At 36.5% G+C, this 22,264-nt stretch carries 25 protein-coding genes; 11 read left to right on the top strand and 14 right to left on the bottom strand.

Annotated features, from left to right (window positions below):
• The first annotated feature begins 71 nt into the window (after nucleotides 1-71).
• Genes OSO01_RS15225 through OSO01_RS15260 form a run of 8 tightly spaced genes read left to right on the top strand, consistent with a single transcriptional unit; the run spans nucleotide 72 to nucleotide 6,528 of the window.
• Entirely contained in the window at nucleotides 72-863 is a 792-nt protein-coding gene (locus tag OSO01_RS15225; protein ID WP_147211328.1) for a DeoR/GlpR family DNA-binding transcription regulator, read from the top strand.
• A gap of 18 nt (nucleotides 864-881) precedes the next feature.
• Nucleotides 882-1,703 (top strand): BtpA/SgcQ family protein, encoded by an 822-nt coding sequence (locus tag OSO01_RS15230; RefSeq protein WP_147211329.1) that lies wholly within the window; start codon nucleotides 882-884, stop codon nucleotides 1,701-1,703.
• A 58-nt stretch (nucleotides 1,704-1,761) separates the two neighbouring features.
• Nucleotides 1,762-2,040, top strand: a complete 279-nt coding sequence (locus OSO01_RS15235) for a PTS sugar transporter subunit IIB (RefSeq protein WP_147211330.1) — start codon at nucleotides 1,762-1,764, stop codon at nucleotides 2,038-2,040.
• A 20-nt stretch (nucleotides 2,041-2,060) separates the two neighbouring features.
• Nucleotides 2,061-3,404: a PTS galactitol transporter subunit IIC gene (locus OSO01_RS15240; protein WP_147211331.1), complete on the top strand. Its 1,344-nt coding sequence runs from the start codon at nucleotides 2,061-2,063 to the stop codon at nucleotides 3,402-3,404.
• 36 nt (nucleotides 3,405-3,440) lie between these two features.
• Entirely contained in the window at nucleotides 3,441-3,929 is a 489-nt protein-coding gene (locus tag OSO01_RS15245) for a PTS sugar transporter subunit IIA (protein WP_147211332.1), read from the top strand.
• 23 nt (nucleotides 3,930-3,952) lie between these two features.
• Nucleotides 3,953-4,636 carry a ribulose-phosphate 3-epimerase gene (gene rpe / locus OSO01_RS15250; RefSeq protein ID WP_147211333.1) on the top strand — a complete coding sequence of 228 codons (684 nt, stop codon included), beginning with the start codon at nucleotides 3,953-3,955 and terminating at the stop codon, nucleotides 4,634-4,636.
• Nucleotides 4,633-5,727 (top strand): M42 family metallopeptidase, encoded by a 1,095-nt coding sequence (locus OSO01_RS15255; protein ID WP_147211334.1) that lies wholly within the window; start codon nucleotides 4,633-4,635, stop codon nucleotides 5,725-5,727. Before rpe ends, OSO01_RS15255 begins: the two co-directional genes overlap by 4 nt.
• Nucleotides 5,728-5,736: 9 nt before the next feature.
• Complete coding sequence (locus tag OSO01_RS15260) at nucleotides 5,737-6,528, top strand: Cof-type HAD-IIB family hydrolase (protein ID WP_147211335.1); 792 nt, start codon at nucleotides 5,737-5,739, stop codon at nucleotides 6,526-6,528.
• A gap of 482 nt (nucleotides 6,529-7,010) precedes the next feature.
• On the opposite strand, the gene OSO01_RS15265 is transcribed toward OSO01_RS15260, so the two are convergent.
• The 8 genes from OSO01_RS15265 to OSO01_RS15300 form a co-directional block, all read right to left on the bottom strand.
• Nucleotides 7,011-7,640, bottom strand: a complete 630-nt coding sequence (locus OSO01_RS15265) for a class II aldolase/adducin family protein (RefSeq protein ID WP_186813674.1) — start codon at nucleotides 7,638-7,640, stop codon at nucleotides 7,011-7,013.
• Nucleotides 7,641-7,668: 28 nt separating this feature from the next.
• Nucleotides 7,669-8,316 (bottom strand): class II aldolase/adducin family protein, encoded by a 648-nt coding sequence (locus OSO01_RS15270; RefSeq protein ID WP_147211337.1) that lies wholly within the window; start codon nucleotides 8,314-8,316, stop codon nucleotides 7,669-7,671.
• Nucleotides 8,316-9,236 carry a 1-phosphofructokinase family hexose kinase gene (locus tag OSO01_RS15275; protein WP_147211338.1) on the bottom strand — a complete coding sequence of 307 codons (921 nt, stop codon included), beginning with the start codon at nucleotides 9,234-9,236 and terminating at the stop codon, nucleotides 8,316-8,318. The genes OSO01_RS15270 and OSO01_RS15275 overlap by 1 nt, the downstream gene beginning before the upstream one ends.
• A 1-nt stretch (nucleotide 9,237) precedes the next feature.
• A complete protein-coding gene (locus OSO01_RS15280) occupies nucleotides 9,238-9,456 on the bottom strand; it encodes a hypothetical protein (RefSeq protein WP_147211339.1) in 219 nt (72 codons plus the stop codon).
• A gap of 185 nt (nucleotides 9,457-9,641) precedes the next feature.
• Nucleotides 9,642-10,994: a PTS galactitol transporter subunit IIC gene (locus OSO01_RS15285; protein WP_147211340.1), complete on the bottom strand. Its 1,353-nt coding sequence runs from the start codon at nucleotides 10,992-10,994 to the stop codon at nucleotides 9,642-9,644.
• A 23-nt stretch (nucleotides 10,995-11,017) separates the two neighbouring features.
• Nucleotides 11,018-11,296, bottom strand: coding sequence for a PTS sugar transporter subunit IIB (locus OSO01_RS15290; RefSeq protein WP_077602637.1), 279 nt, complete (start codon nucleotides 11,294-11,296; stop codon nucleotides 11,018-11,020).
• 1 nt (nucleotide 11,297) lies between these two features.
• A complete protein-coding gene (locus OSO01_RS15295; RefSeq protein WP_147211341.1) occupies nucleotides 11,298-11,771 on the bottom strand; it encodes a PTS sugar transporter subunit IIA in 474 nt (157 codons plus the stop codon).
• On the bottom strand, nucleotides 11,749-13,743 hold the full coding sequence (locus tag OSO01_RS15300) for a BglG family transcription antiterminator (RefSeq protein WP_186813675.1): 1,995 nt from the start codon (nucleotides 13,741-13,743) through the stop codon (nucleotides 11,749-11,751). The genes OSO01_RS15295 and OSO01_RS15300 overlap by 23 nt, the downstream gene beginning before the upstream one ends.
• A 1,113-nt stretch (nucleotides 13,744-14,856) precedes the next feature.
• Between OSO01_RS15300 and OSO01_RS15310 the strand changes: the two genes are divergently transcribed.
• Nucleotides 14,857-16,185 (top strand): 2-hydroxycarboxylate transporter family protein, encoded by a 1,329-nt coding sequence (locus tag OSO01_RS15310; protein WP_147211344.1) that lies wholly within the window; start codon nucleotides 14,857-14,859, stop codon nucleotides 16,183-16,185.
• Nucleotides 16,186-16,219: 34 nt separating this feature from the next.
• Here OSO01_RS15310 and OSO01_RS15315 read toward each other — a convergent pair whose 3' ends face one another.
• The gene (locus OSO01_RS15315) at nucleotides 16,220-17,083 is read right to left on the bottom strand and encodes a LysR family transcriptional regulator (RefSeq protein ID WP_147211345.1); all 864 of its coding nucleotides are present in this window, start codon (nucleotides 17,081-17,083) and stop codon (nucleotides 16,220-16,222) included.
• A 142-nt stretch (nucleotides 17,084-17,225) separates the two neighbouring features.
• Between OSO01_RS15315 and OSO01_RS15320 the strand changes: the two genes are divergently transcribed.
• Together OSO01_RS15320 and OSO01_RS15325 are read left to right on the top strand one after the other, a co-directional pair.
• Nucleotides 17,226-18,158 (top strand): hydroxyacid dehydrogenase, encoded by a 933-nt coding sequence (locus tag OSO01_RS15320; RefSeq protein ID WP_186813676.1) that lies wholly within the window; start codon nucleotides 17,226-17,228, stop codon nucleotides 18,156-18,158.
• A 21-nt stretch (nucleotides 18,159-18,179) separates the two neighbouring features.
• Nucleotides 18,180-18,866 (top strand): RraA family protein, encoded by a 687-nt coding sequence (locus OSO01_RS15325; protein ID WP_147211347.1) that lies wholly within the window; start codon nucleotides 18,180-18,182, stop codon nucleotides 18,864-18,866.
• Nucleotides 18,867-19,193: 327 nt separating this feature from the next.
• Here OSO01_RS15325 and OSO01_RS15330 read toward each other — a convergent pair whose 3' ends face one another.
• The 5 genes from OSO01_RS15330 to OSO01_RS15350 are packed head-to-tail and all read right to left on the bottom strand — an operon-like array spanning nucleotide 19,194 to nucleotide 22,264.
• Nucleotides 19,194-19,805 carry a P-loop nucleotide/nucleoside kinase family protein gene (locus tag OSO01_RS15330; RefSeq protein WP_147211348.1) on the bottom strand — a complete coding sequence of 204 codons (612 nt, stop codon included), beginning with the start codon at nucleotides 19,803-19,805 and terminating at the stop codon, nucleotides 19,194-19,196.
• A gap of 16 nt (nucleotides 19,806-19,821) precedes the next feature.
• Nucleotides 19,822-20,553, bottom strand: a complete 732-nt coding sequence (locus OSO01_RS15335; RefSeq protein ID WP_147211349.1) for a GntR family transcriptional regulator — start codon at nucleotides 20,551-20,553, stop codon at nucleotides 19,822-19,824.
• A gap of 23 nt (nucleotides 20,554-20,576) precedes the next feature.
• Complete coding sequence (locus OSO01_RS15340) at nucleotides 20,577-21,362, bottom strand: SDR family NAD(P)-dependent oxidoreductase (RefSeq protein WP_147211350.1); 786 nt, start codon at nucleotides 21,360-21,362, stop codon at nucleotides 20,577-20,579.
• A gap of 13 nt (nucleotides 21,363-21,375) precedes the next feature.
• A complete protein-coding gene (locus OSO01_RS15345) occupies nucleotides 21,376-21,849 on the bottom strand; it encodes a PTS sugar transporter subunit IIB (RefSeq protein WP_147211351.1) in 474 nt (157 codons plus the stop codon).
• Nucleotides 21,818-22,264 carry a PTS sugar transporter subunit IIA gene (locus OSO01_RS15350; protein WP_147211352.1) on the bottom strand — a complete coding sequence of 149 codons (447 nt, stop codon included), beginning with the start codon at nucleotides 22,262-22,264 and terminating at the stop codon, nucleotides 21,818-21,820. Before OSO01_RS15350 ends, OSO01_RS15345 begins: the two co-directional genes overlap by 32 nt.

Below are 22,264 nucleotides of genomic sequence, written 5' to 3' on the forward strand. Positions count from 1 at the left end.
AAAACACCTCATGTTCCTGCCATAAAAAATCATAAACAATCAAATGAAATCATACATTAAACAAGGAGTGGATGGAGATTTTACCAGCAGAAAGATTAGAGTCATTACTGGAGTTTATAGATGATAAAGGAACAGTAAATATCATCGATTTAACAAATAAATTTAATGTTTCCAAACCAACTATCTTACGCGATTTAAAAGAATTAGAGAAACAGAATCTTATTATCCGGATTCATGGAGGAGCTAAAAGTAAAAAATTGAAAGGAACCCGATTTGAGCCCCGTCATGTTATCAAAGAGCAGGAAGCCATCCAGGAGAAAGAAGAAATTGCGGAACTGGCTTTCAAACATATCCAGCCTGGGGAAACCGTTCTTCTGGATTCCGGTACAACAACCTTGCTGCTCGCTAAAAAACTAGCATCACACTGCACTGAAAATATAACAGCCATTACGAATGACATTAAAAACGCCATGGTTCTCAGTGAAAATGACCTCATAGACATCGTTGTTATCGGCGGGCAAAAGAGAAAGGGGGTGTATAGCTTAAATGGACCATTTGCAGAAGATATGCTGCGTCAGCTCAATGTAGATAAAGTATTTTTAGGAACAGATGCTATTAACGCGGATAAAGGATTAACCAATTCCAACATTGATGAAACCAACATAAAAAAAACAATGATAGACATTGCCAATGAAATTATCTTACTGGCAGATGACAGAAAGTTCAACCAGGTAGCATTTTCATCCGTCGCCGGAATAGATGCACTAGATAGAATTATAACAAATAAACCTTTATCCGATACAGAAATGAAGGATTACAAAAAAGCGGGGATCTCAATAGATACCCCTAAAGCAAAAAACTGAAGAGAAAGGAAGTTATTGATGACTTGGTTAAAAGAAGTAATTGGAACAGAAAAAGCAATTATCGCAATGTGTCACCTGCAGCCCTTACCCGGAGATCCATCCTATGACTATAAAAAAGGAATGGATTATGTCATTGAAGAAGCACGCAAAGATTTAAAGGCATTACAGGATGGCGGTGTAGATGCTGTTATGTTTTCCAATGAATTCAGTCTTCCTTATTTAACAGAAGTAAAAACCGAAACAGTTTCTGCGATGGCCAGAGTAATCGGAGAACTGATGAATGATATAAGAATACCTTATGGCGTTAACGTATTATGGGATGCGAAACGCTCCCTTGACTTAGCCGCTGCCACCGGGGCTCAATTTGTACGTGAAATATTTACCGGCGTATATGCCAGTGACTTTGGATTATGGGACACAAATGTCGGTGAAACCATCAGACATCAGTATCACCTGCATGCCCAGGATGTAAAACTGCTGTTTAATATTCTGCCTGAAGCAGCAAAATATGTTGCTGACCGAGATATCAAAGATATTGCCAAATCTACTGTATTTAACAACCGTCCCGATGCGCTTTGTGTTTCTGGACTAACAGCTGGAGAACAGACAGATTCTCAAATCTTGAAAAAAGTAAAGGAAACTGTCCCTGATTGCGTGATACTGGCAAATACGGGAGTACGTATTGAGAACTTAGAGCAGCAGCTGGCAATTGCGGATGGTGCAGTAGTTGGAACAGCATTCAAATATGATGGGAAATTTGAAAACAGGGTTGATCAAAAGCGTGTAGAAGAATTTATGAATAGAGTAAAAGCCTTTCGGGAGATAGCTATTCAAGCTTAACAATAGATAGAGGTCTACTTCATAATAAATCATTTTCAATTAAAGGAGAGGTCAATATATGAAAAAAGTAATCGTAGCATGCGGCGGCGGAATTGCAACTTCAACATTAATAGCGGATAAAGTCCGCCAGACATTGGACGAAGCAGGAATTGATTATCAACTCACACAGACTACCTTATCTGAATTAGTTTATGAGAACAGCGATGCAGATCTAATCGTGACAAGCATGAGGGTAGAATCCGACTTCGGAGTCCCCTCCCTCTCAGGAGCCGGATTCTTAACCGGGATTAACGAGGAAGCTATTAAGGAACAAATTATTAGCGCTTTATCCGACTAAAGCATAAAGGAGAGCTTAACATGCAAAGTGTTGTCGATTATATATTATCCTTAGGAGCAACTATTTTTGTCCCTATTGTTCTTTTTATAGTTGGTTTAGCATTCCGTTTAAGCGTACTGAGGGCAATTAAAGCGGCTGTAACTGTCGGTGTCGGATTTTTAGGTCTCAATTTAGTCGTCAGCTTAATAGGTGATTATCTTTCACCATCTGTACAAACCATGGTTGAGCGGTTCGGCTTAAATTTATCTGTTATTGATTTAGGGTCAGGAACCTCCGCCGGGATTGCTTTTTCAACTACTGTAGGAGCTCTTATCATCCCGGTTATTTTTGGCCTGAACGTACTTCTATTAATCAGCAAGCTGACCAAAACGATGAATATTGATATTTTCAACTACTCTCATTATGCACTGACGGGATCTGTAGTTGCTCTCATTACCTCAAACTTATTTTACGGTATTATGGCTGCAATTTCGCACGCTATCTTCTCACTTTTCGTTGCTGATTTAACAGCCAAAAAAGTTCAAAGGGTTATTGGCATTGAAGGGATATCTATCAGTCAGGGATTCGCTACTTCTACCGTCCCTTTTTATGCCCTGATGGATAAGATATTCGATAAAATACCGGCTCTAAACAACCGGAAAATGGATACGAACTTTATTCAAAAGAAGTTTGGAATGTTTGGAGATCCAGTGATTATCGGAGTTATCCTGGGCGTAATTATTGCTATATTGGCAGGCACAAGCTTCGTGGATGGCAGTCAGCTGGTCATTGTAATCACAGGTATTATGATCCTTTTCCCGCGTGTTATCCGGATTATTGTAGAAGGGCTGATGCCCATTTCAGATGCTGCGAAAAAATTCTTTCAAACAAAATTTAAAGGCAAAGAATTCTTTATAGGACTAGACTCAGCAGTTACATTAGGCCATCCGACAACCATTACAGTAGGAATCTTAATTATTCCTATTACACTCGTCTTAGCCGCCATCCTGCCGGGCAATAAAGTGCTTCCTCTCGCAGATTTAGCTTTTGCTCCTTTTTTTATCTGTATGGCAACGATCATGCATAAGGGGGATGTTATCAGAACGCTGATCAGCTCTACCTTCAATATGGTATTAGTGCTTTATATAGCTACCTTCTTTTCTTCTTATTATACAGACTTAGCCAGCGCTGGCGGATTTATCGAATCTGTGGGCGGAACAGAAGTATCTGCATTATATATTGGAAATGTGTTTAACTTTATTATTACCATTTTAATGAGAATGGAAGTATTAGGATTTATTATCCTGGCACTATTTATTATCGTGTTGTACTACTTCGTATTTAAAAAGATAAATAGAAAAGAAGAGCCCGAAGAGACATCATAAATATTATTATCTAAAAGCACTACTGGAGGTTCTGGAATGAATCACAATAAAAACGGAGATAAATTAAAATTTGATAAAGATATGATTATGCTGAATATCCGTGCCAGTTCATCGGATGAATTACTGAAGGAAATAAGTCAATTATTCTATGACAAAGATTACGTCCATGATTCTTTTAAACAAGCAATTATAAAACGTGAAGAACAATATCCGACCGGGCTGAAGACAACTTCCATAGGTGTTGCTATTCCACATGCAGATCCAGTCCATGTGAAGCAGGAAAGCTTAGCTGTAGGAATCTTAAAGGATGCAGTTACCTTTAATGAAATGACTTCAGGTGAACCTCTAAACGTGGAAATCGTTTTTATGTTAGGAATTACTGATTCGGGTCAACATTTAATCATGCTGAAGGCAATTTCTGAAATATTGAGAGATAAAGAAAAATTATCGAACATTCGATATGCAGCTACAAAAGAGGAAGTCTATCAATGTATCCTTCCTTATATAAGCGAATTATTAGAATAAACAAGCAGGAGGCTTGAATAAAGTTGAAAAAACAAATCCTGGCTCCGTCCATTTTAAACGCTGATTTTTTACATTTAAGCAGTGAAATTGATATTGCTGAAAAAGGCGGAGCGGAATTTTTACACTTGGATGTGATTGATGGTATATTTGCGCCCAGTATTTCATTTGGAGCTAATATAATCTACTCGATAAGAACCTATACTGATCTGTTTTTGGATGTTCATTTAATGATTAAAAATCCAAGTCAATATATAGCTGATTTTGTCCATGCTGGTGCTGACAGCATTACTGTTCATGCAGAGGGAGCCATTCATCTGCACCGGCTAATCTATCAAATAAAAGAGCACGGTATAAAAGCAGGCGTTGCTTTAAACCCGGCGACACCCATTTCTTTGATAGAACCCATCTTATCAGATATTGATATGGTACTTCTAATGACCGTAAATCCCGGTTTCGGAGGGCAGCCCTTTATTAAAGAAGTTTTATCAAAAATAACAATGCTGAGCCATTTAAAATCCAGCAGAGCGTATTCCTTTGCTATCGAAGTTGATGGCGGAATTACACCGCAAGAAGCATTATGGTGCTCTCAACGAGGAGCAAATATCTTTGTTGTCGGATCGTATATCTATTATAAAGCAACCGAAACAGAAAAATTACAGGCAATGAAAAATATAAAAAAGTCTTTAGAAACAGGTGATTCAAAATGAATATGAACGAACATCTGAAGGCATTATCCATGATAAATGCTGTCAGTTCACAAGAAGATGCAGTGATTGATTATATGTATCATTATTTTTCTAAACAAATGGAGTACGTTGAAGTGGATACAATAGGCAATGTGATCGGGTTCTTACCTTCTAACAAGCCAAACAGCAAAAGAATAATGATTTTTGCCCACATGGATGAAGTAGGGTTTATAGTAAGACATATTGATGAAAATGGTTTCTTATTTTTCGAACGAATCGGCGGTGCTAATGTGAATGTTCTTCCAGGTAATCAGCTTCAAGTACTGGGGGATAAAGGAACGGTCACCGGAGTTGTTGGAACAAAAGCATATCACTTCTTAAAACCCGAAGAAAAAGGGAAGTTTCCCGCACAAGATCAGCTATATATTGATATTGGAGCAGTCTCTAAAGAGGAAGCATATCAAAAAGGAATACGGGTTGGAAGCACTATCTGCTTTCAAGCAAGCTATCTGGAAAGAGAAAATGGCCGGGTGACAGGAAAAGCGATGGATAACCGGGTTGCCTGCACAGTCTTATTAGAATTAGCAGAACAATTAATTTCAGCTCAAGCATCCTTAGAGTGGGATATATATCTGGTTGCATGTGTCCAGGAGGAATTTAATATCAGAGGTGTCCTGCCAGCAGTCAGGAAGATAAAACCCCATGTCTCTATCGGCTTAGATGTGACACCAGCATGTGATACACCCGAACTGACAAATTATTCTGATGTTGGCTTAGATAAAGGCCCTGCACTTACATTTCTTAACTATCATGGAAAAGGAACACTTGCTGGTGTTTTGCCAGATTCCAAATTAATACAATCTCTAATAAAAACATGCCAAGCAAATAAAATTAACTATCAGAGAGAGGTAGCAGTAGGCGTCATCACAGAAAATGCTTTTATTGTTTTTGAAGAAGCAGGCATCGCTACTGCCAATATTTCCATCCCGACACGCTATACACATACACCAGTAGAAACAGTCAGTCTTCGGGACGTCAAACAAACCATTCACTTATTATATGAATTTTTGACAAGCTTAACAGAAAAAAGTACTTTCGGAAAAGCAAGGTAGGTTATAGATATGCAGACAAAGAACCGTGATTATAAAGTTTGTTTTTTGGATATTGATGGCACACTGGTTGATAACAATAAGCAAATTTCTAACCAAACGAAGAAATCTCTGGATCAAATAAGAAATAGAGGCGTAGAAGTGATTATCGCTACCGGGCGTCCTCCCTACCACTTTTCCAGCATTGCAGAGGAACTAAAGATTAATTCATTTGTCAGTTTTAACGGTGCTTATTCTGTTTATAAAGGAGAAGTCGTTCATAAGCACGGAATGGATGCATCCGCTCTGCAAGAACTTATTGAATATGCCGGCATGAAACAACATCCATTAGTTTTTTCAAGTGAAAAGAAGTCTGTCAGTAATACACTTAATCATCGTGAAATTATACAAACCTTTAAAGACTTACATTTGAATTATACACCAGAATTTCATCCTGATTTTTGGAAACAAGCAACCTTGTTTCAAGCAATGGTATATTGTAAAAACAGAGAAGAAATTGATTATATTCAAAAATTTCCAGAGTTATCTTTTGTCAGATGGCATGAATTCGCTATTGATGTCATGCCCCAATCTATTTCAAAAGCATCTGGCATTAAAGAAATGCTTTCGTTTTTAAATGTAGCTCCCGACGAGGCTATAGCTTTTGGAGACGGACTGAATGATAAGGAAATGCTAGATTTTGTAGGTGTAGGGATTGCTATGGAGAATGCACATGAAGAACTCTATCCTTATGCAGATATCATTACAAAATCAAATGAAAATGAAGGAATCACACATGGTTTAAAGCTGTTAAAATTAATATAGATAAATATAAAATAATCCCAAATACACATGGCAGATAGGGATTATTTTATATTTTTTCCATTTACGTTAGATACTAATTGCATCACTTTACCTAATTTATCTATGCTTAGCTTAAAGGCTTTATGTTAGCACAGGCCCTCCAAGACTCGCTATGAACGAATGACTAATTTTTTCTCTACGAGTACGTTGCATTATTTGACATGCTATCTTCCAAAATATTTTCGGGAAAATCTAATTTAAACGCTTGTGCTCTCTTTATGTAAGCTTTTAAATATCGGAGCTGATGGAATTCCGTCCAAGTTTACATCCTTCATATACAATGCTGACAAATAACCAACTATATGTCCTGATTTTTTCAGAGCTAAGCTCGTATACAACAAGCAGCAATTTTTAATGAAGTGAATAATCACAGTTTCATTAAAAAATTGCTGCTTGTAAATGTTTGTCCTTTATATCTGTTTTTAAAATTTGTTTGTCTTCCCTTAGTTACTAGTATACGTTTTAAAACCTTCTAACGCTTCATCCAACTCTTCTTCCGTTAATGGATTGACACTATTCAATACATGACTTCCATAGGAAAGTAATGCCAGCTCTTCAATTGCTTCCGCCCTTCTATAAGCATCAGCTAATGTATCTCCGACAGCTACAACTCCATGATTAGCTAACAATACACCGTTTGCATCTCCTAATGTCTCTACAGCATACCCGGCAAGCGATTCAGATCCATACCTGGCATATGGCGCAACAGAAACTTCTCTGCCAATATCTGCAATGACATAATGAACCGGAGGAATAGCTTTATGTGCACAAGCAAAAATAGTTGCATAAGTAGAATGCGTGTGAACAATCGCTTTTATTTCTTCTTTTTGTAAATAGATATTGGTATGCATTGGTGTTTCAGAGGATGGTTTACGATTGCCCTCTATGACTTTTCCTGTTGTAAGATCTACTTTCAATACATCTTCCTCTGTCATTTCATTATAAGGAAGTGCAGAAGGTGTAATGTACATCATATCTCCTTCTCTCACACTTACATTTCCAGCTGTCCCCACTACCAGTCCTGTTTCATAGCACTGCTTTGCTATTTTTACTATTTCATTTTGAATAGACATAATTTCTCTCACTTCCTTCGCTTTTGTTTTATTCATCCAAATTATAATGATAATCCTTCTGAAAATCGATATTCTCGCCAACTTTTGAAAGAAGATACATTTTGTAGGCAACATAAGCATTGTATTCTATTCTTTCAACCATATCGTATGCTTTTTCCAATGACTTATCTGCCACCACCAGACCATGTCTTTCTAATAATAGTCCGGCAGGTATTTTATCTGCATCCCGTTCTGCAATTGTGTCTCTGACTAAAGCTGCTAATTCCGGAGAAGTTGCCGGCCGATAGTCTAAACATGGGATATCACCGATTTTTTGAGTAGCTTCTGTAATATTTGGCATATCTTTCCCCATGCTTGCCCAAACCATAGATTCTTTTGCATGCGCATGAATAACACAGTTAATAGCAGGATTCTCTTCATAACAAGCCATGTGCATATTGATTTCTCTTGTCAGTCTTCCTTCACCCTCGATAATATTTAATTCCTTATCTACTACTAAAATTTGAAATGGACTTAAATCACAGCGGTAGTTTTGAGACATTAAAGTAGGTGTCATAATAAAATGTTTATCACTAACCTTTAAACTGAGATTTCCACCGGCCGCATTCGTTTGAAATCTATCAAACATGGTCTTTACAATCTCACACATTTTCTTTCTCTCTTCTGAATATAGCATTATATCACCTCATGTATTTTTAAATTATTTTCAATAAAATTAAAGTCTTCCTTATTAATTTGACAGCTGCTGTAATGCTGTACTTTGCTGGCAGAACAGAGAATTCCCCACTTAACCCTGTCTGAAATATCATATCCATTGGCAACACCATAAATATAACCGGTCACAAATGCGTCCCCTGCTCCTGTATCACTCTGAACCTCGACTTTAGGAGGGACAGCCTGATAGAATGTGTTCTCGACTTTATACAATGCACCTTCAGAGCCTAAACTGCATACCGCATTTGGCACTTTTTCGCAAATACGGTTAAACTTTTGATGGATCGGCTCATCTCCAGGAAATAAATCATTCATCTCGTGCTTATTTGGTTTAATAAAATCTATCTTTTCCTCGATAGCTACAGTCAAGTACTCACCTGCCACATCACATGCAACATAAGCATTTTGCTCTTTCAACAGGCGAATAAGATACCTGAAATCCTCAACAGAAAATCCTTGTGCCGGCTTTCCAACAACAGCAATATCCTCCGAATGAATGTTTTCTTTGATATATGAATACAGTTTTGCTTTATCGCTATCTGAAACCTTTAATCCTCTTTCTGTTATCATATAGCTGCCGCCGCTGTTATTAATCACAATAATACTTTCCCTGGTTCGTTGATCAGGTATGTTGATAAATTCATGATTCATGTGGTATTTATCAAAGATGGATACTAACTCTGCTTTGTTTAACTCTCCTGAAAATCCGGTGGCCCTATTAGGTGTATCTCCAAGCTGTTCCAATATAGCTGATACATGAGTTGGCTTTCCGCCAAGATCAACATATCTTTCTTTGGTTATATTGTTTTTTTCAGGAGTCAGATCACCCTCAAGGTAAACAATTCTGTCTATTGCCGGATTTGGTGTAATTGTATAAATCAAATTATCCCTCCTTTCTTGCCAGCTTTTCTCTCATCTTCCCTAATCTATTTTTATATGCTGAGAATAAAATATCCTCTGCATATAACTTCACTAGAATGCTAATAATAAAAGCCGTAACCCACATACTTAAATCTTTTGTGAAGAAACCAATTACCATTAGCAGAAACGCTAAGACAACCATAAAGGACCAAAACAGTTTCGATTTTAAAATAAAATTCAATGGTCTCACTCTTTCATGTTTATATTATGGGTTCAAAAAGTCGGTAAATTAGAAGCAAGAAGATCAAGGCGACGTGGTTTTTACGAACGGAGCGTATGCTTCCAAATACGTGAGTATCGGAAAGAACACGTCAACGCAGAGATTCGCCGCTTATCATTTGGTGACTTTTTGAACATCCTCTTATATTATTTTTCTGCTTCATTAAAATATTTTTCATTATCTCTCTTTCTTCCAAAATAGAATATGATGAACAGTCCAAGCCAGACGATGGCCCCTAAGATTCCCCACCATTCTCCAGCCATTGCATTCGCAAACACTAATTTAAATTCACCATTTTCAATTGTGCTCCATGTCAACATACTTCCGGCTTCTACATTTACCGAACCCGTTTCATTTGCCAGCCTTGTTATATAAGGGGCAAAGTATGTGGAAATATATAAGAAAACAGGCGCTGTAATGACCCCGTATATAATGGATCTCACAAGGTTTCCTCTAGTCAGCAGGACTACTGCAACACATACTGAAAGGTTAACGATACCCCCAAACGGCAATACAGCATTTCCCGGTAATATGACGGAGAACAACAGCAATACAGGGATAATAACGATTGCAGATACCCAAATTTCGTTCCTGCCCGCTAGAATCGGCCAATCTAAACCAATAAATATCTCTCTATCACCAAAACGCCTCTTCATAAACTCTGAAATTGCGTCGGAAATAGGTGACAACGCTTGCATAAACAACTTAGAAACCATTGGAAATAAAGTTAAAGCTGTGGCAGCTTGAATACCTAAAACAAGTGAATCCTGTATTCCATAGTTTGCTGCCAGCCCCAATAAGAAGCCTATGAGACCACCCATAATGTGGTTTTCCGCAAATACGCCAAGCTTATCTCTTAATGCCTCTGCATCCATCTTTTTATTTAAGAAAGGTACTTTGTCCATTAATTTATCGATTGGATAAAGTAACGAAGCAATAATTGTCATATGGTGTGGTACAGTAACTCCTGGTATTCCAGTAAGATCTTCTATTTCCTTTCCCCAGATGTCGCCGATCTTCAGCTCGATAATAACCTGGATGCTGGCAACAACGAAACCTAAAACCACGCTGCCGGAAAGAAACATAACCAAAATGGCAGTGAATATTTTTCCCCATACATTCCACATATCTACATTAAGTGTTTTAGTCAGTTTGAAGGCCAGCATAACAATATTAATCCCTACCGTAATTGGGAACATAAGAAATGCTAAAGGCCACGACCAAGTAATGGCTGCAGCTGTCGTCCATCCACCGTCAACGGCATTTAAATTAATACCTGTATTTTCAGCAAATGATTGCGCAGCAGGACTGATGGAAGCCAGCATAAAATCAACAACTAATGACATACCTGAAAAGGCTACTCCAAAAATGATTGCTGCGCTTAATGCATCTTTAAACTTCATCCGCGCAATGAGTCCAATAACTAGCATAATTAAAGGGACAAACACGGGAGCACCCATGTCTAAAATATATTCAACAATATTTTGCAAAAAGTCCATCTGTCTTCTCCTTCCTTTACATTTTAATTTTTAAGGATTTGAATCAGCTTTTCTGTCTCTTCCTGAATCCCCATACCAGTCAGGAAAGCAATTCCGTTTAACATTGGAATATCATATTCTTTACCACCCTTTGTAATAGAGATATAGACATCCGCCGATTTAATATAGCTGTTTAGAGACTTAATATCGACTGCCTCAACATTTGCTTTGATTTTATTTTCATCTAAAATTCTTTTTACCTTTGAAGCTACTGTCTGACTTGTTGCTACACCACTTCCGCAAGCTACGATAACATTTTTCATTTTAATTTCCTCCTGTTAAAAAAGTATTTAGTTTTTTCTCAAGCTGTTTTGTATCTTTTTCCTCGAAAATTATTTTGGAGAACTCCTCTGTCTGGAAAAGCTCCATTAATGTTGAAAGCAATATCGTCTGGTTCTTTGGTTCTGTAATTCCAAGGAAGAAAATAAGCTTTACACTTAATTCCTCACTGGCATTTCCCATGTTTTGAAATTCCAGCTCATCCCGCAGTTGAACAAGGTAAATAAAAGGAGTTTTTACATGAACAGCATCCGTATGCGGGATAGCAATATTACAGTAATTTGTTCTTAAACCGGTAGGAAAACTACGCTCTCTTTGAATCAGGGCATCCTGATAAGAACCTTTTACATATCCCTGTGACACTAGGTCCTGAGCTACCTCTTCAAAAAGCTTTTCCCTGCTTGGATAAGGGTGATTCAATTTCATTAATCTGGAGCTAAATAAGCTCTTGAATTCCATCTTTGCATCTCCTTTCGATGAGCTTAAATGCGTCTTTATCGGTAGAATTATATAAAGTATCCATAAACTCAATATCCATAAAAAGACTATTTAACTGTAATAATTTTTTCACATGAGAGTTATCTTTATTAGGAGATAAACATAAAACACAAGTCTTTATCCTGGGATTGACCACAAGCTGAAAGTCTTCACAATATGCACCATCGTTATGATGTGCATGAGGCAAGTAGACTTCCGGACCAATCAGCATAGATTCATATTTCTGTTTGAAGATGTGCAAGGCTGCACCTGTATACGCAGGTGCAATGGATTCTCGTTCCTGCATTTTCTCCAAGCCAATTTGCGCCATTTCAAAAATATTATTCACGTGGACAATGCTGACCTGTTCCTGTCTTAAAATTGAATAGCTTGTATCTGTATTTTCTTTGTCATCCTGAAAGAAACGATGTGCTTTCTCCTTGATATCCTCAAACTTTTCTTCTGGTATGACGTCACGCAGAAAATTCATTAATTGTTTTGTTTTAATACTTGGATTGGCAACAATATGGTTCTCTACCTTATTGATAAATTCTTTTCGCTTTTTTTCATCGAAAAGATTGACCATAACAAAAATTTTCTTATCTGTCTGAAGCGGAGCGGTAGTAAAAACAATATCGATATCTGGATTCTCCTGATAAAATCGCCGCTCGCTATATGTTCCCAGGAAATTGATATTTGGGAACATATCCTTCAGCTGTACATTCATTAATTCAGATATGGAGTGACCACTCTGACATACGACAATTGCTGTGACTTCTTTATTATTCTGATAAGCATCATTGTTGACCTGATACATATGTCCAAGCACAATCATAGAAAGGTAAACAATTTCAGCTTCACTAAGAGTTATCTTTTTATACTCATCTACAATTTCCTTAATTACTTCATAGACGGGATAATATCGATTAATAAAGTCCTTTTGTATAGGATTTTCAAGGGTTAAACCCAATCGTTTCCTGATTAAAGCAGGGCTTAGATGCTGCATTAATTTTTTCTTAAATTGATTATCCTGGAAGTTGAATGCCAGCCTGTCCTCCAGCTTTTTAATAATAAAGAAAACAAATTCTTCTACTTCCGTTTCACTTGCGAGACTTGAATCCAGGTCAATTCGATTAGCTCCCAGGAAGATTAAAGATAAATAGGTCAAATCCTGCATTGATAAATTGGGATATTCCCAAAATAATTCTTGAATTTTTTTGAACTCACTCGTCTGATTCAATTCTTGATACTTAATAGACAGGCTCCATTCTTCTTTTATAACGCTTGCCCGTTTAATCATGATCAGAATAATATAGGGCAGCTTTGAAAGATATTCATCACTGAGCGTAATGTTTATCTTTCTTTCGAGCTTTCTGATTCTTTCCGTGAGCAGAAAATATTCACCTTTGGCATGAATTGCTTTATCTTCTAAAAGACTCCTTCCGTTTGGATATAAAAATAATCTGTCTATAATATTAATCAGCTCAGCTCGGATTCTGACTTCATCTCCCGCTAAATAAAAACCATCTTTTCTTGTGTATTGAATAGAAATTCCATCATCTTTTATATCACTGTTAATTGCTTTGATATCATTCGTTAGAGTATTTTTGCTGGCCAAGCAATGATCTGATAGCTCTAATAAAGATAAATATTCACTGTCATCCAGCGCAATCTTTAAAAATGCTATATCTCTCCTTACTTCTGGTTTGAATATTGGAGTCATTTCATCAATGGGAATATGATAATGACTGGCAATATTTTTACTGTGTTTGTGGGGAATATAGATAATTTCATCATTGCTTAAAATAATATCTTGATGGAATTGTGAATTGATTTTACTTTTCAGCTGCTTCAATTCTTCATAGGTTAAATTATAAGAAGTTAAAAGCTGTCGGATGCTGAGATGGTTCTCTTTTAACAAGTCACTTATAATTTGTTTCTCTGAGTACTTCATTCCGCCACCTCCCATTTGTGCACAACCTCATTATAAGACAGAATATTTCGCCATACGTGACTATTCATCACAACTTTGATTTTGGCTGTTTTATTTTTGTGATGAAGTCTGGACTTTTGTTTCTTCATAGAGAATAGCTTATTAGCTTCTGATGCCCTGTAATTATGCCAACTGAACTAGCAGATTGATAGCAGAGATTTTTTTCACTCCATCTGGTTTCCATTCATGACTATAGCTCAGGTAAAGTAGTTCCCCACAAACATACAGGTTAGAAGAAAGCTCTACTTTCTTCCCTACGCAAAAGAAAAACCGGGCAGCCCGCCCGGTTTATTTCTAGTAATAATTTAATTGATAGCCTCATAGAAACCATAATGACTTATTCGGTATTTACTTTAACCTAGTACTATATAAAAATGATAAAGTAACGGAGCAGCAAGCAATTGCTTTAGAAAGAATTAGACACTTTGAGAAGTTCTTAAGTGAAATTGGTATGCCGACAAATCTGTCACAATTAGATATTCCTGATGATAGATTTAACGAAATGGCAAAGAAATGTGTTGAATTTGGCCCAGTTGGCATCCTGTAATCTGCCTATTTTTTATCTTCCTTTCTAATAGAAGAATTATTTTTTACAAATAAGCTGCATCTAAAGTTGTGTATTGTAATTATACCAGTAAATAATGCGCTTACATAAAATTGTGCTTCTAGTAACATTGTGTAATACAGATACTTGCAAAAACATTCTACTTTTCATTGCCAATGTTTTTTCTGTTAAACAACTCTTATCATTATTAATGTATAAAGTTATTCTTCATATTAACTTAGCATTACCCTGGATTATGATTGACACTTTTCTCATTTTCAGTATAGACCAGCATCTCTAGCTTAAATAATACATTCCAAACTTAAAAATATATTAACTTCAACTTCTATATAGCAATAAAAGTGCTATAAAATACAATTTTTATTCGTTTTACATTATTAATTTTAATATTATGATTAATAGTATGAATAATCTTTCATTTAGTAATCAGCTGAGCAACCTAAAGAAAGCGTTATCATTTAAATGGATATCTTATCAACTATTTGTTTCAGACAGAAGGAGATGAAGAAATGACAGAGACTAAGAAAATAAATAATACTCTGGAAAAGAAAAGTATTTTCCATGAGGAAATCTATGGGATTAAATTTCCATTATTCTTGATTATATTATTACCAGCTTTTACAGCTCTTTATATGGACCTCATACCGATAAATATTGTTACATCCTTAATGATTATGATGGGGTTAGGCGGATTATTGATTTGGATAGGTAATGTCATCCCTATTTTTTCTGACTTTGGCGGCGGTACTATTCTCTGTATCCTGCTTCCTGCCGTCTTAGTATATGCAGGTATTCTGCCAGAAAATACGTCGGAGCTGGCAGAAAGCTTTTACAGCCAATTTGGTTTCTCAGATTTCATTGTAGCTGGCTTAATCGTAGGGAGTATATTAGGAATTAAGAAGGAAGTTCTGATTACTGTAGCGGTTAAAATGCTCATTCCTTTATTAGCAACTATATTACTGGGAGCATTAGTTGCAGGTATTTTAGGACAAGTATTCGGATTTGGATTTAAATACACTATTCTGATGATGGTTGCGCCGATTATGGCCAGTGGTATAACAACAGGTGCTATCCCATTATCAGAGATATATGCCAGTAACTTAGGCGGAACTCCAGCAGATTATTTTGATATTTTGGCTCCAGCTGTGATGGTCTCTAATATTATTTGTATCCTTCTTGCTGCAGTATTAAATTATTTAGGAAAAAGAAATAAAAATATGTTCGTAAAAGGTTTTTCCGGGGAAGGAAATCCACTACGAAAAAGCGCAAATAATTTCCAGCATAACAAAGAAAAAAATCTGATAGAATCTCTCCGTAATGTCGGCATAGGGATGATGATAGCTGGGGGATTATATGTATCAGGCTCCCTTTTAAGTGAATTAATCCCTACATTCCATACTTTTGTTTGGATTATTATCATAGCTGCCATCCTAAAAGTAACGAACATTCTTCCGGAATATATTAATATCGGGGCAGAAGTCTGGTTTAACTTCATCACTAAACTTTGGGTACCAGCTATACTTGTAGCAATAAGCGCAAGTTTAATAGATATTAATCGTGTTATTTCTTTGATACTGAATCCATCTCATATGTTCTTAGTTACTATCATTGTTATTGTTTTAGCTACTATTGCCGGATTTGCCGGCTGGCTAATTGGCTTTTACTTTATTGAATCCTCCATTATTTCCGGGCTTGCTCTAGCCGATATGGGAGGAACCGGAGATATAGCTGTATTAAAAGCAAGTGATCGAATTCAGCTATATCCATTTTTACAAGTAACGACTCGTATCGGGGGTGTACTAACGCTTATTGTGATGGGGATTGTAGCTTCTATTTAGTAGAAAAGAGATGCTGCAGGAACAGCATCTCCCTTTATTTCACATTTTGAAAATAGGTATGAAAATGATCGATAGCAGAACGTTTGGATGAGCTTGGATTTTTATGAGTAAGCTCATAGCAAGTATACGGTGGAGGAGATTCAGAAAAATGTTGAATAGATACATCATGATTGCGGCTGGATGTTTTGGCAATCCATTCAGGTACAATAGCCCAATAAACTGGATTCTTTAAAATATCTAACAGCAAATGAATATCGTCTATTCTGATTTTTTGAATACTTAAAGGGTCCCACCAATAATTATGCCATCCTTTAAATTCTTCGCCCCATGGCATAAATAATTCATATTGCGGATCTAACTCTAAAGGATGTACTGTTGCATTTTTAATAGAACCAGAACGAATAAGTACCAAATCAGATTCAAAGCATTTCTTGACATGCACATTTTCAAAGTTTCTATGAATCAAAGCATAACCGATATCCAATGTTTTATTATCAACACCAGCATAAATTTCACTGGAATGGAGGGTATGACAATTAAGATATATGGAAGGCGTATTATTAATCTCTTTATAGATATTATGCAAAAAGAATGTATTAAAGCTATCTATAGATCCTATATTGAGATCTAACTTTGGACCATCTTTTTTCAATATTTGCAGGTCATTATAAATGTTTTCCCATTGTTCAGCTAACCTTAAAAACTCTTCACCGGCAGGAGTCAAAACAATATTCTTCACTCCTTTGCCGCGTTCGATTAATTTAAAGCCCAGCTCTTTTTCGGCAACATTTAATCGTTGACTTACAGTTGTCTGAGCAACATACATATGCTCAGCTGCTGCACTGATAGACTTTTTTCGAACAATGGTCAAGAACGTCGGGATAAAATTCAAATTCATTTTTTATGCCTCCTTAATATCAAAAAAATGCTATTTAATAATCTATATATCTATTTTACGCTATAAATATAATATTTACACTAATCTTATGATTCGAATAATTAGATATAACAACTAACATGATGGAAGGGAAGTGTGTCTATTGGCAAAATATAAGGTCTTTCTTAATGAATATATTGATGAAGAAGCTATAGAACTTCTAGAAAAACACGCTGATATTACAAATAATTTAGAGAAAATAAGTGAGATTGATGCAATTATTCTGCGTACCTTCCCTGTTTCTCGCAAGCTTATTGAAAACGCTCCAAAATTAAAGGTAATCGGAAAACACGGGGTCGGCTATGATTCCATAGATATAGAAGCCGCTAAAGAACACGGAGTCAAAGTAGTCTACACCCCGGAAGCGAATATTCAATCCGTATCTGAATTAATTATTGCATTGATGACAAATGCAGCACGCCGAATTAGCTTAAGTTTTGAAAAAGGAAAAAATAATCAATTAACATCGATTGGTCCCAAAAATCTTATAGGCTATCAATTAAACAAAAAAATATTAGGATTAGTTGGTGCTGGAAAAATTGGATTAAATACAGCGAGAATAGCTAAAAATGGTTTTAACATGAAAATTATTGCATTCGATCCACTCATCAGTAGAGAACAATGCGAGGAGCTAGGCATTGAGAAAATAGATAATCTGAATGATCTCTTAAAATTATCAGATTTTGTATCTATCAGTGTCCCATTAAACAAAGGTACAAAGCATTTAATAAATAAAGATAATCTCAGTTATATGAAATCAAATGCCATTTTAATAAATACTTCCAGAGGAGGAGTCGTTGACGAGACAGCTCTATACGATGCGCTGAAAGAGAATAAAATCTTTGCCGCTGCCAGCGATGTTTTTGTAAATGAACCCCCAACGGGTGCCAATCCTCTACTTCATTTAGAAAATTTTATTGGTACCCCCCATATTGGAGCAAACACTAAAGAAGCGGCAAAATTAGTAGGGTTAACTATTGTTCAAGAAGTACTGTTAGTTTTAGAAAATAAAGAACCGAAATATAGAGTAATTTAAGCCAAAGAAAGGAAGCATATTATGACAATTGGAAAACGTATCATAAATCATAAGCAAAGAAAGGAAGAAAGTTTAATAGAAGCATTCCGACATTGTAATAGCGCAAATGTATCTGATTGCATGGAGCGCTTATACAGTATGAACGCTTATATCAGACCAATAGGTACAGGGAGAAAAATAGTTGGACAGGCTGTAACTATCAAGGCAGCCCTTGCCGATAATCTATTATTCCACCAAGCCCTGTTAATGGCTGATCCAGGTGATGTGATTGTGGTAGATTCCGGCAGAGATATGAATTATAGTGTCTGTGGAGAAATTATGTATTCCTATGCCAAAAGCAAAAAAATAGCCGGATTTATTGTAGATGGTTGTGTACGTGATGTGGATTATCTGTTAGCAGAAGATTTCCCTGTATTTGCAGCTGGAATTACAGGTAGAGGTCCCTACAAAAAAGGGCCTGGTGAGATCAATGTTGATATTTCATGCGGAGGCCAAGTCGTACATCCAGGTGATATTATATTAGGTGATGAGGACGGGATAGTTGTAATTCCTCCAAATGAAGCTGGTCAGATTCTTGAAAAGGTAGCCATTTTAAAAACTAATGAAGAGAATTCTTTAGCCCAAATAAAAAATGGTCAATGGGAGAGCAGTAAGCTGGCTACGCAAGTTGGTGAACAATTAAAAAAGGATGGGTACTTGTTTTTATAATTTTGTAAGATTCTCTCTCCTTTTCTTTTAAAACTATACGGTATATTGTGTGATGATATCTGTATTTTCTTCAATAATAAGGAACGGGGCTATTTATATTATATACAGCCTCATTCCTTATTTTTTGTTAGGAGTGAAGAGCATAAATAGGATTTTTCCTATACAGCTTATTAAACTTAAATCTCGATAGTTGTGATAAAAAAAGACAAGGGCTTTTTTTATAGAATATGCGTTTATAACACGCAATTACAGACGAAAACAATCTTTTACATCGTTGCTTTCCATCTCTCTATTAATATTTAAGATATTACATGGTAAATCCAAAAATTATTCATTTGCTTGAATGCACCCCGAAATCCTTGAAAACAATCCTTCATAATCAATATCCGCAAAATCAGTAACATCCACCTCATATAAATATCCAAGAGAGAAACGATCATATCCTCTCGTTTTACATCTTTCTACAAACTCGCTATACTCCAGCAAATTATCTCTTCGCAAACCCTCAGAAAGCACATCTCCTTTACGGTATACCGTCAGTAAATGCCCCGGGTGCCTGTCATCCTCCAGATCTCTTTTTTTCTGTCTGTCGAATAAAACATTTAAATCCGCTGTCAGACGAATGGTCATTACTTGGTAATTATAATGTTGAACCAGAAATTCCAAACGGTTCTTTTGCTTTTCACTGAACGGATAATCTGATAATACATAATCCCTCTGTTGAAAATGTTCCTCCATTTTTGTGTAATAGTCATCAACACTTTTTTTATTAAGTACTTCTTTTTCCTCCAGGTTATTAAACCCGAACAAACCCCAATTCTCCTCCTTCATTTCATCCAGTGATAACATTTGAAAAATAGGAAACCTCTGTTGTATTTTTTTTGATAAATAGGTCTTCCCTGTTCCAGGATAACCGCCTATTAAAATAAGTTGACTCATTTTATCTATCCTTTACTCATATAGATAGCTCGATTTCCAGGTGATGCCTGTCTGCTCTGTAAAATGTGGAAACAAATTCTCTGGGCACATTATTAATATCATAGGAGACACGTTTTATTTGAATGATAGGGCTGCCTATATCTACCTGAAGAAGATCGGACAGCTTCTCTTCAGCCAGAATAGAATAAATTTCCTGTTGAGCATAGGACCATTGTATATTATAAAAGTTTTTCAAGAATGCTCTCAATGACTCTTTTGAAAAGTCCCGATTATATACTTCTGGAACAAAGTTATACTCGTAATAATTTAATTCCAGATAGGACGGTTCTTTGTCTGCGCACCGTAACCTCTTCAAGCAAATTAAAGGAGTATTTACCTCAACCTTCAGTCTTAATGCAAGTTCATCATCTGCCGGCTGAATATTCACATCAACCGTATGCTTACTTACTATTGTTGAATCCGCCTGATTCTTCTTACTGTAGCTGATTACTCTGTTCAAATCATTTTTAGGTTTCAAGGCTGTAACAAATGTTCCTATTCCTCTTCTTTTTTTGACTAATCCGTCGTTTGCCAGCATCTCCATTGCTTTTCTGGCAGTTGCTCTGCTCACATGGTAGCTTTCCATCAGTTCACTTTCAGCAGGAATCATATCACCGACACGATATTTCCCATTCATGATATCCTGAAATAATAAACTGTATATTTGATAATATAATTGTTCTCTTCCACTGAAATCTAATTTATTCATATTCCAACCTCCCTGGCCATCTACTAATCCATCCATTCACCACCTGCCAGATTAATAGATTGACCAGTTAAATAACTTGAATTATCCGTTAAAAGAAATATGGCAGCGTTTATTACATCTTTTATTTCTACCAGTCGATGCATCGGAATATTTTTCTTAAAATAATCCATTACTTCATCTGGTTCAATATCCCGTTTTTTTGCATAATCATATTTTAATTTTTCCCACATCTCTGTATGAACAATACCTGGACAGAGGGAATTTATACGAATGCCTTTGTCGGCGAATTCTTTTGCAATAGACTGTGTTAACCCCATGACTCCAAATTTACTTGCGCAATATACCGTCTGCCAGGAGCTGGCTTTTTTCCCGGACAGGGAAGCCATATTCAGGATTTCCCCACCCCCGTTTTCCAACATTTTTTCTACTGCAACCTGGCAGCATAAAAATGTCGCTTTCAGATTTACATTTAAGGTTAAGTCCCAAAATTCCTCTTCACTTTCAAGAAATGGTTTCATTTGAGAGACTCCAGCAGAGTTAATCCACGAAGTAATCAATCCCAGTTTCTCCTCCACTTCATTTGTCCGCTCATGAATCTGCTTTTTACTTGTCACATCGCACGGAAAAAACTCGGCACTTCCTCCTGAAGCTCTTATCTCTTCAACGACTTCTGTTCCTTTTACTTCATCTAGATCAAAGATTGCTGCCTTTGCACCTCTATTACAAAAATCTTTAGCCAGTGCTGCTCCCATGCCACTGCTTCCACCAGTGATTACAAATACTTTTCCGTCTAATCTCTCTGTATTCATATGCTCACACTGCCTATCTCAAGTACTCGGAAATACTGACAGGATTATCCTGCGGCATCACCTGTATATATACATTTACCTTTTTGTCCAGGAGCTCATTAAATTGTTCCTTTTCTTCACCGTTTGTTGAAATATTTTTATATAAAACGGTTCTATCCTTTCTTGCTCCCATTCCTCCTACGTCTATTTCATCAATATTAATACCGTTATCCACTAAATAATTTAATACTTTCGGGCCTTTTACCAGCAGGATAGTGGGTGCATCTAAACCCTGCTCAAAAAATCGCACGCCATCCTCTTTTGTAAAAATGCCGATTGCTATTTCTTCCGGCACAGCCATTTCAAGCACTTCAATCATGTATTCATCATTTGCCGTGTCATCGTCTACAATAACTACCTGCTCTGCTCCTCTGTTTTTTATCCAGGCTGTCATAACCTGCCCATGAATAAGCCTATCATCGATTCTTGTCAACACTAAGTTTTTCACGTTTACTTTTCTCCCCTTCTTTAAATAATTTCGCCTGAACACCTAATGAGCCTTCACTTGTTACTTTATTGACCAATTCTTCTAAGCTTTTATCTCGTGATTTTTCAAAACACAGCGTCAGCAGCATCGGTAAATTCATCCCTGAAATTAAACCGATCTTATACTGCTTCGCCAAATATGCCGCACTTTGAAAAGGAGTGCCTCCTGGAATATCAGATAATATAATTGTTTCTTGTTCACTATCTGTATGATTCTCTTTGATGGCCTCCGCCAGCTTTACCCTAAACTCTTCCGGCGCTTCTCCTTCATTTAAAGAGACCGCTTTAACACCAAAGTCCTCTCCTGCCACCATTTTTAAGCTTTGTAATAAACCTTGGCAAAAAGCTCCATGACTGATTAATATAACATTGACCAT

The sequence above is a fragment of the Oceanobacillus sojae genome (assembly GCF_007991515.1).
In the GTDB taxonomy this organism is placed as follows: domain Bacteria; phylum Bacillota; class Bacilli; order Bacillales; family Amphibacillaceae; genus Oceanobacillus; species Oceanobacillus sojae.

What these genes read in the sequence shown, in the direction of transcription:
- OSO01_RS15265 (WP_186813674.1), bottom strand. Translation starts at nt 7,640, where the DNA reads ATGTCTATTCAAAATGAAATAGTAAAAATAGCAAAGCAGTGCTATGAA.
- OSO01_RS15330 (WP_147211348.1), bottom strand. Translation starts at nt 19,805, where the DNA reads ATGAGTCAACTTATTTTAATAGGCGGTTATCCTGGAACAGGGAAGACC.
- OSO01_RS15260 (WP_147211335.1), top strand. Translation starts at nt 5,737, where the DNA reads ATGCAGACAAAGAACCGTGATTATAAAGTTTGTTTTTTGGATATTGAT.
- OSO01_RS15350 (WP_147211352.1), bottom strand. Translation starts at nt 22,264, where the DNA reads ATGGTCAATGTTATATTAATCAGTCATGGAGCTTTTTGCCAAGGTTTA.
- OSO01_RS15245 (WP_147211332.1), top strand. Translation starts at nt 3,441, where the DNA reads ATGAATCACAATAAAAACGGAGATAAATTAAAATTTGATAAAGATATG.
- OSO01_RS15270 (WP_147211337.1), bottom strand. Translation starts at nt 8,316, where the DNA reads ATGCTATATTCAGAAGAGAGAAAGAAAATGTGTGAGATTGTAAAGACC.
- OSO01_RS15340 (WP_147211350.1), bottom strand. Translation starts at nt 21,362, where the DNA reads ATGAATACAGAGAGATTAGACGGAAAAGTATTTGTAATCACTGGTGGA.
- OSO01_RS15310 (WP_147211344.1), top strand. Translation starts at nt 14,857, where the DNA reads ATGACAGAGACTAAGAAAATAAATAATACTCTGGAAAAGAAAAGTATT.
- OSO01_RS15235 (WP_147211330.1), top strand. Translation starts at nt 1,762, where the DNA reads ATGAAAAAAGTAATCGTAGCATGCGGCGGCGGAATTGCAACTTCAACA.
- OSO01_RS15290 (WP_077602637.1), bottom strand. Translation starts at nt 11,296, where the DNA reads ATGAAAAATGTTATCGTAGCTTGCGGAAGTGGTGTAGCAACAAGTCAG.
- OSO01_RS15240 (WP_147211331.1), top strand. Translation starts at nt 2,061, where the DNA reads ATGCAAAGTGTTGTCGATTATATATTATCCTTAGGAGCAACTATTTTT.
- OSO01_RS15315 (WP_147211345.1), bottom strand. Translation starts at nt 17,083, where the DNA reads ATGAATTTGAATTTTATCCCGACGTTCTTGACCATTGTTCGAAAAAAG.
- OSO01_RS15335 (WP_147211349.1), bottom strand. Translation starts at nt 20,553, where the DNA reads ATGAATAAATTAGATTTCAGTGGAAGAGAACAATTATATTATCAAATA.
- OSO01_RS15230 (WP_147211329.1), top strand. Translation starts at nt 882, where the DNA reads ATGACTTGGTTAAAAGAAGTAATTGGAACAGAAAAAGCAATTATCGCA.
- OSO01_RS15285 (WP_147211340.1), bottom strand. Translation starts at nt 10,994, where the DNA reads ATGGACTTTTTGCAAAATATTGTTGAATATATTTTAGACATGGGTGCT.
- OSO01_RS15255 (WP_147211334.1), top strand. Translation starts at nt 4,633, where the DNA reads ATGAATATGAACGAACATCTGAAGGCATTATCCATGATAAATGCTGTC.
- OSO01_RS15225 (WP_147211328.1), top strand. Translation starts at nt 72, where the DNA reads ATGGAGATTTTACCAGCAGAAAGATTAGAGTCATTACTGGAGTTTATA.
- OSO01_RS15300 (WP_186813675.1), bottom strand. Translation starts at nt 13,743, where the DNA reads ATGAAGTACTCAGAGAAACAAATTATAAGTGACTTGTTAAAAGAGAAC.
- OSO01_RS15295 (WP_147211341.1), bottom strand. Translation starts at nt 11,771, where the DNA reads ATGGAATTCAAGAGCTTATTTAGCTCCAGATTAATGAAATTGAATCAC.
- OSO01_RS15325 (WP_147211347.1), top strand. Translation starts at nt 18,180, where the DNA reads ATGACAATTGGAAAACGTATCATAAATCATAAGCAAAGAAAGGAAGAA.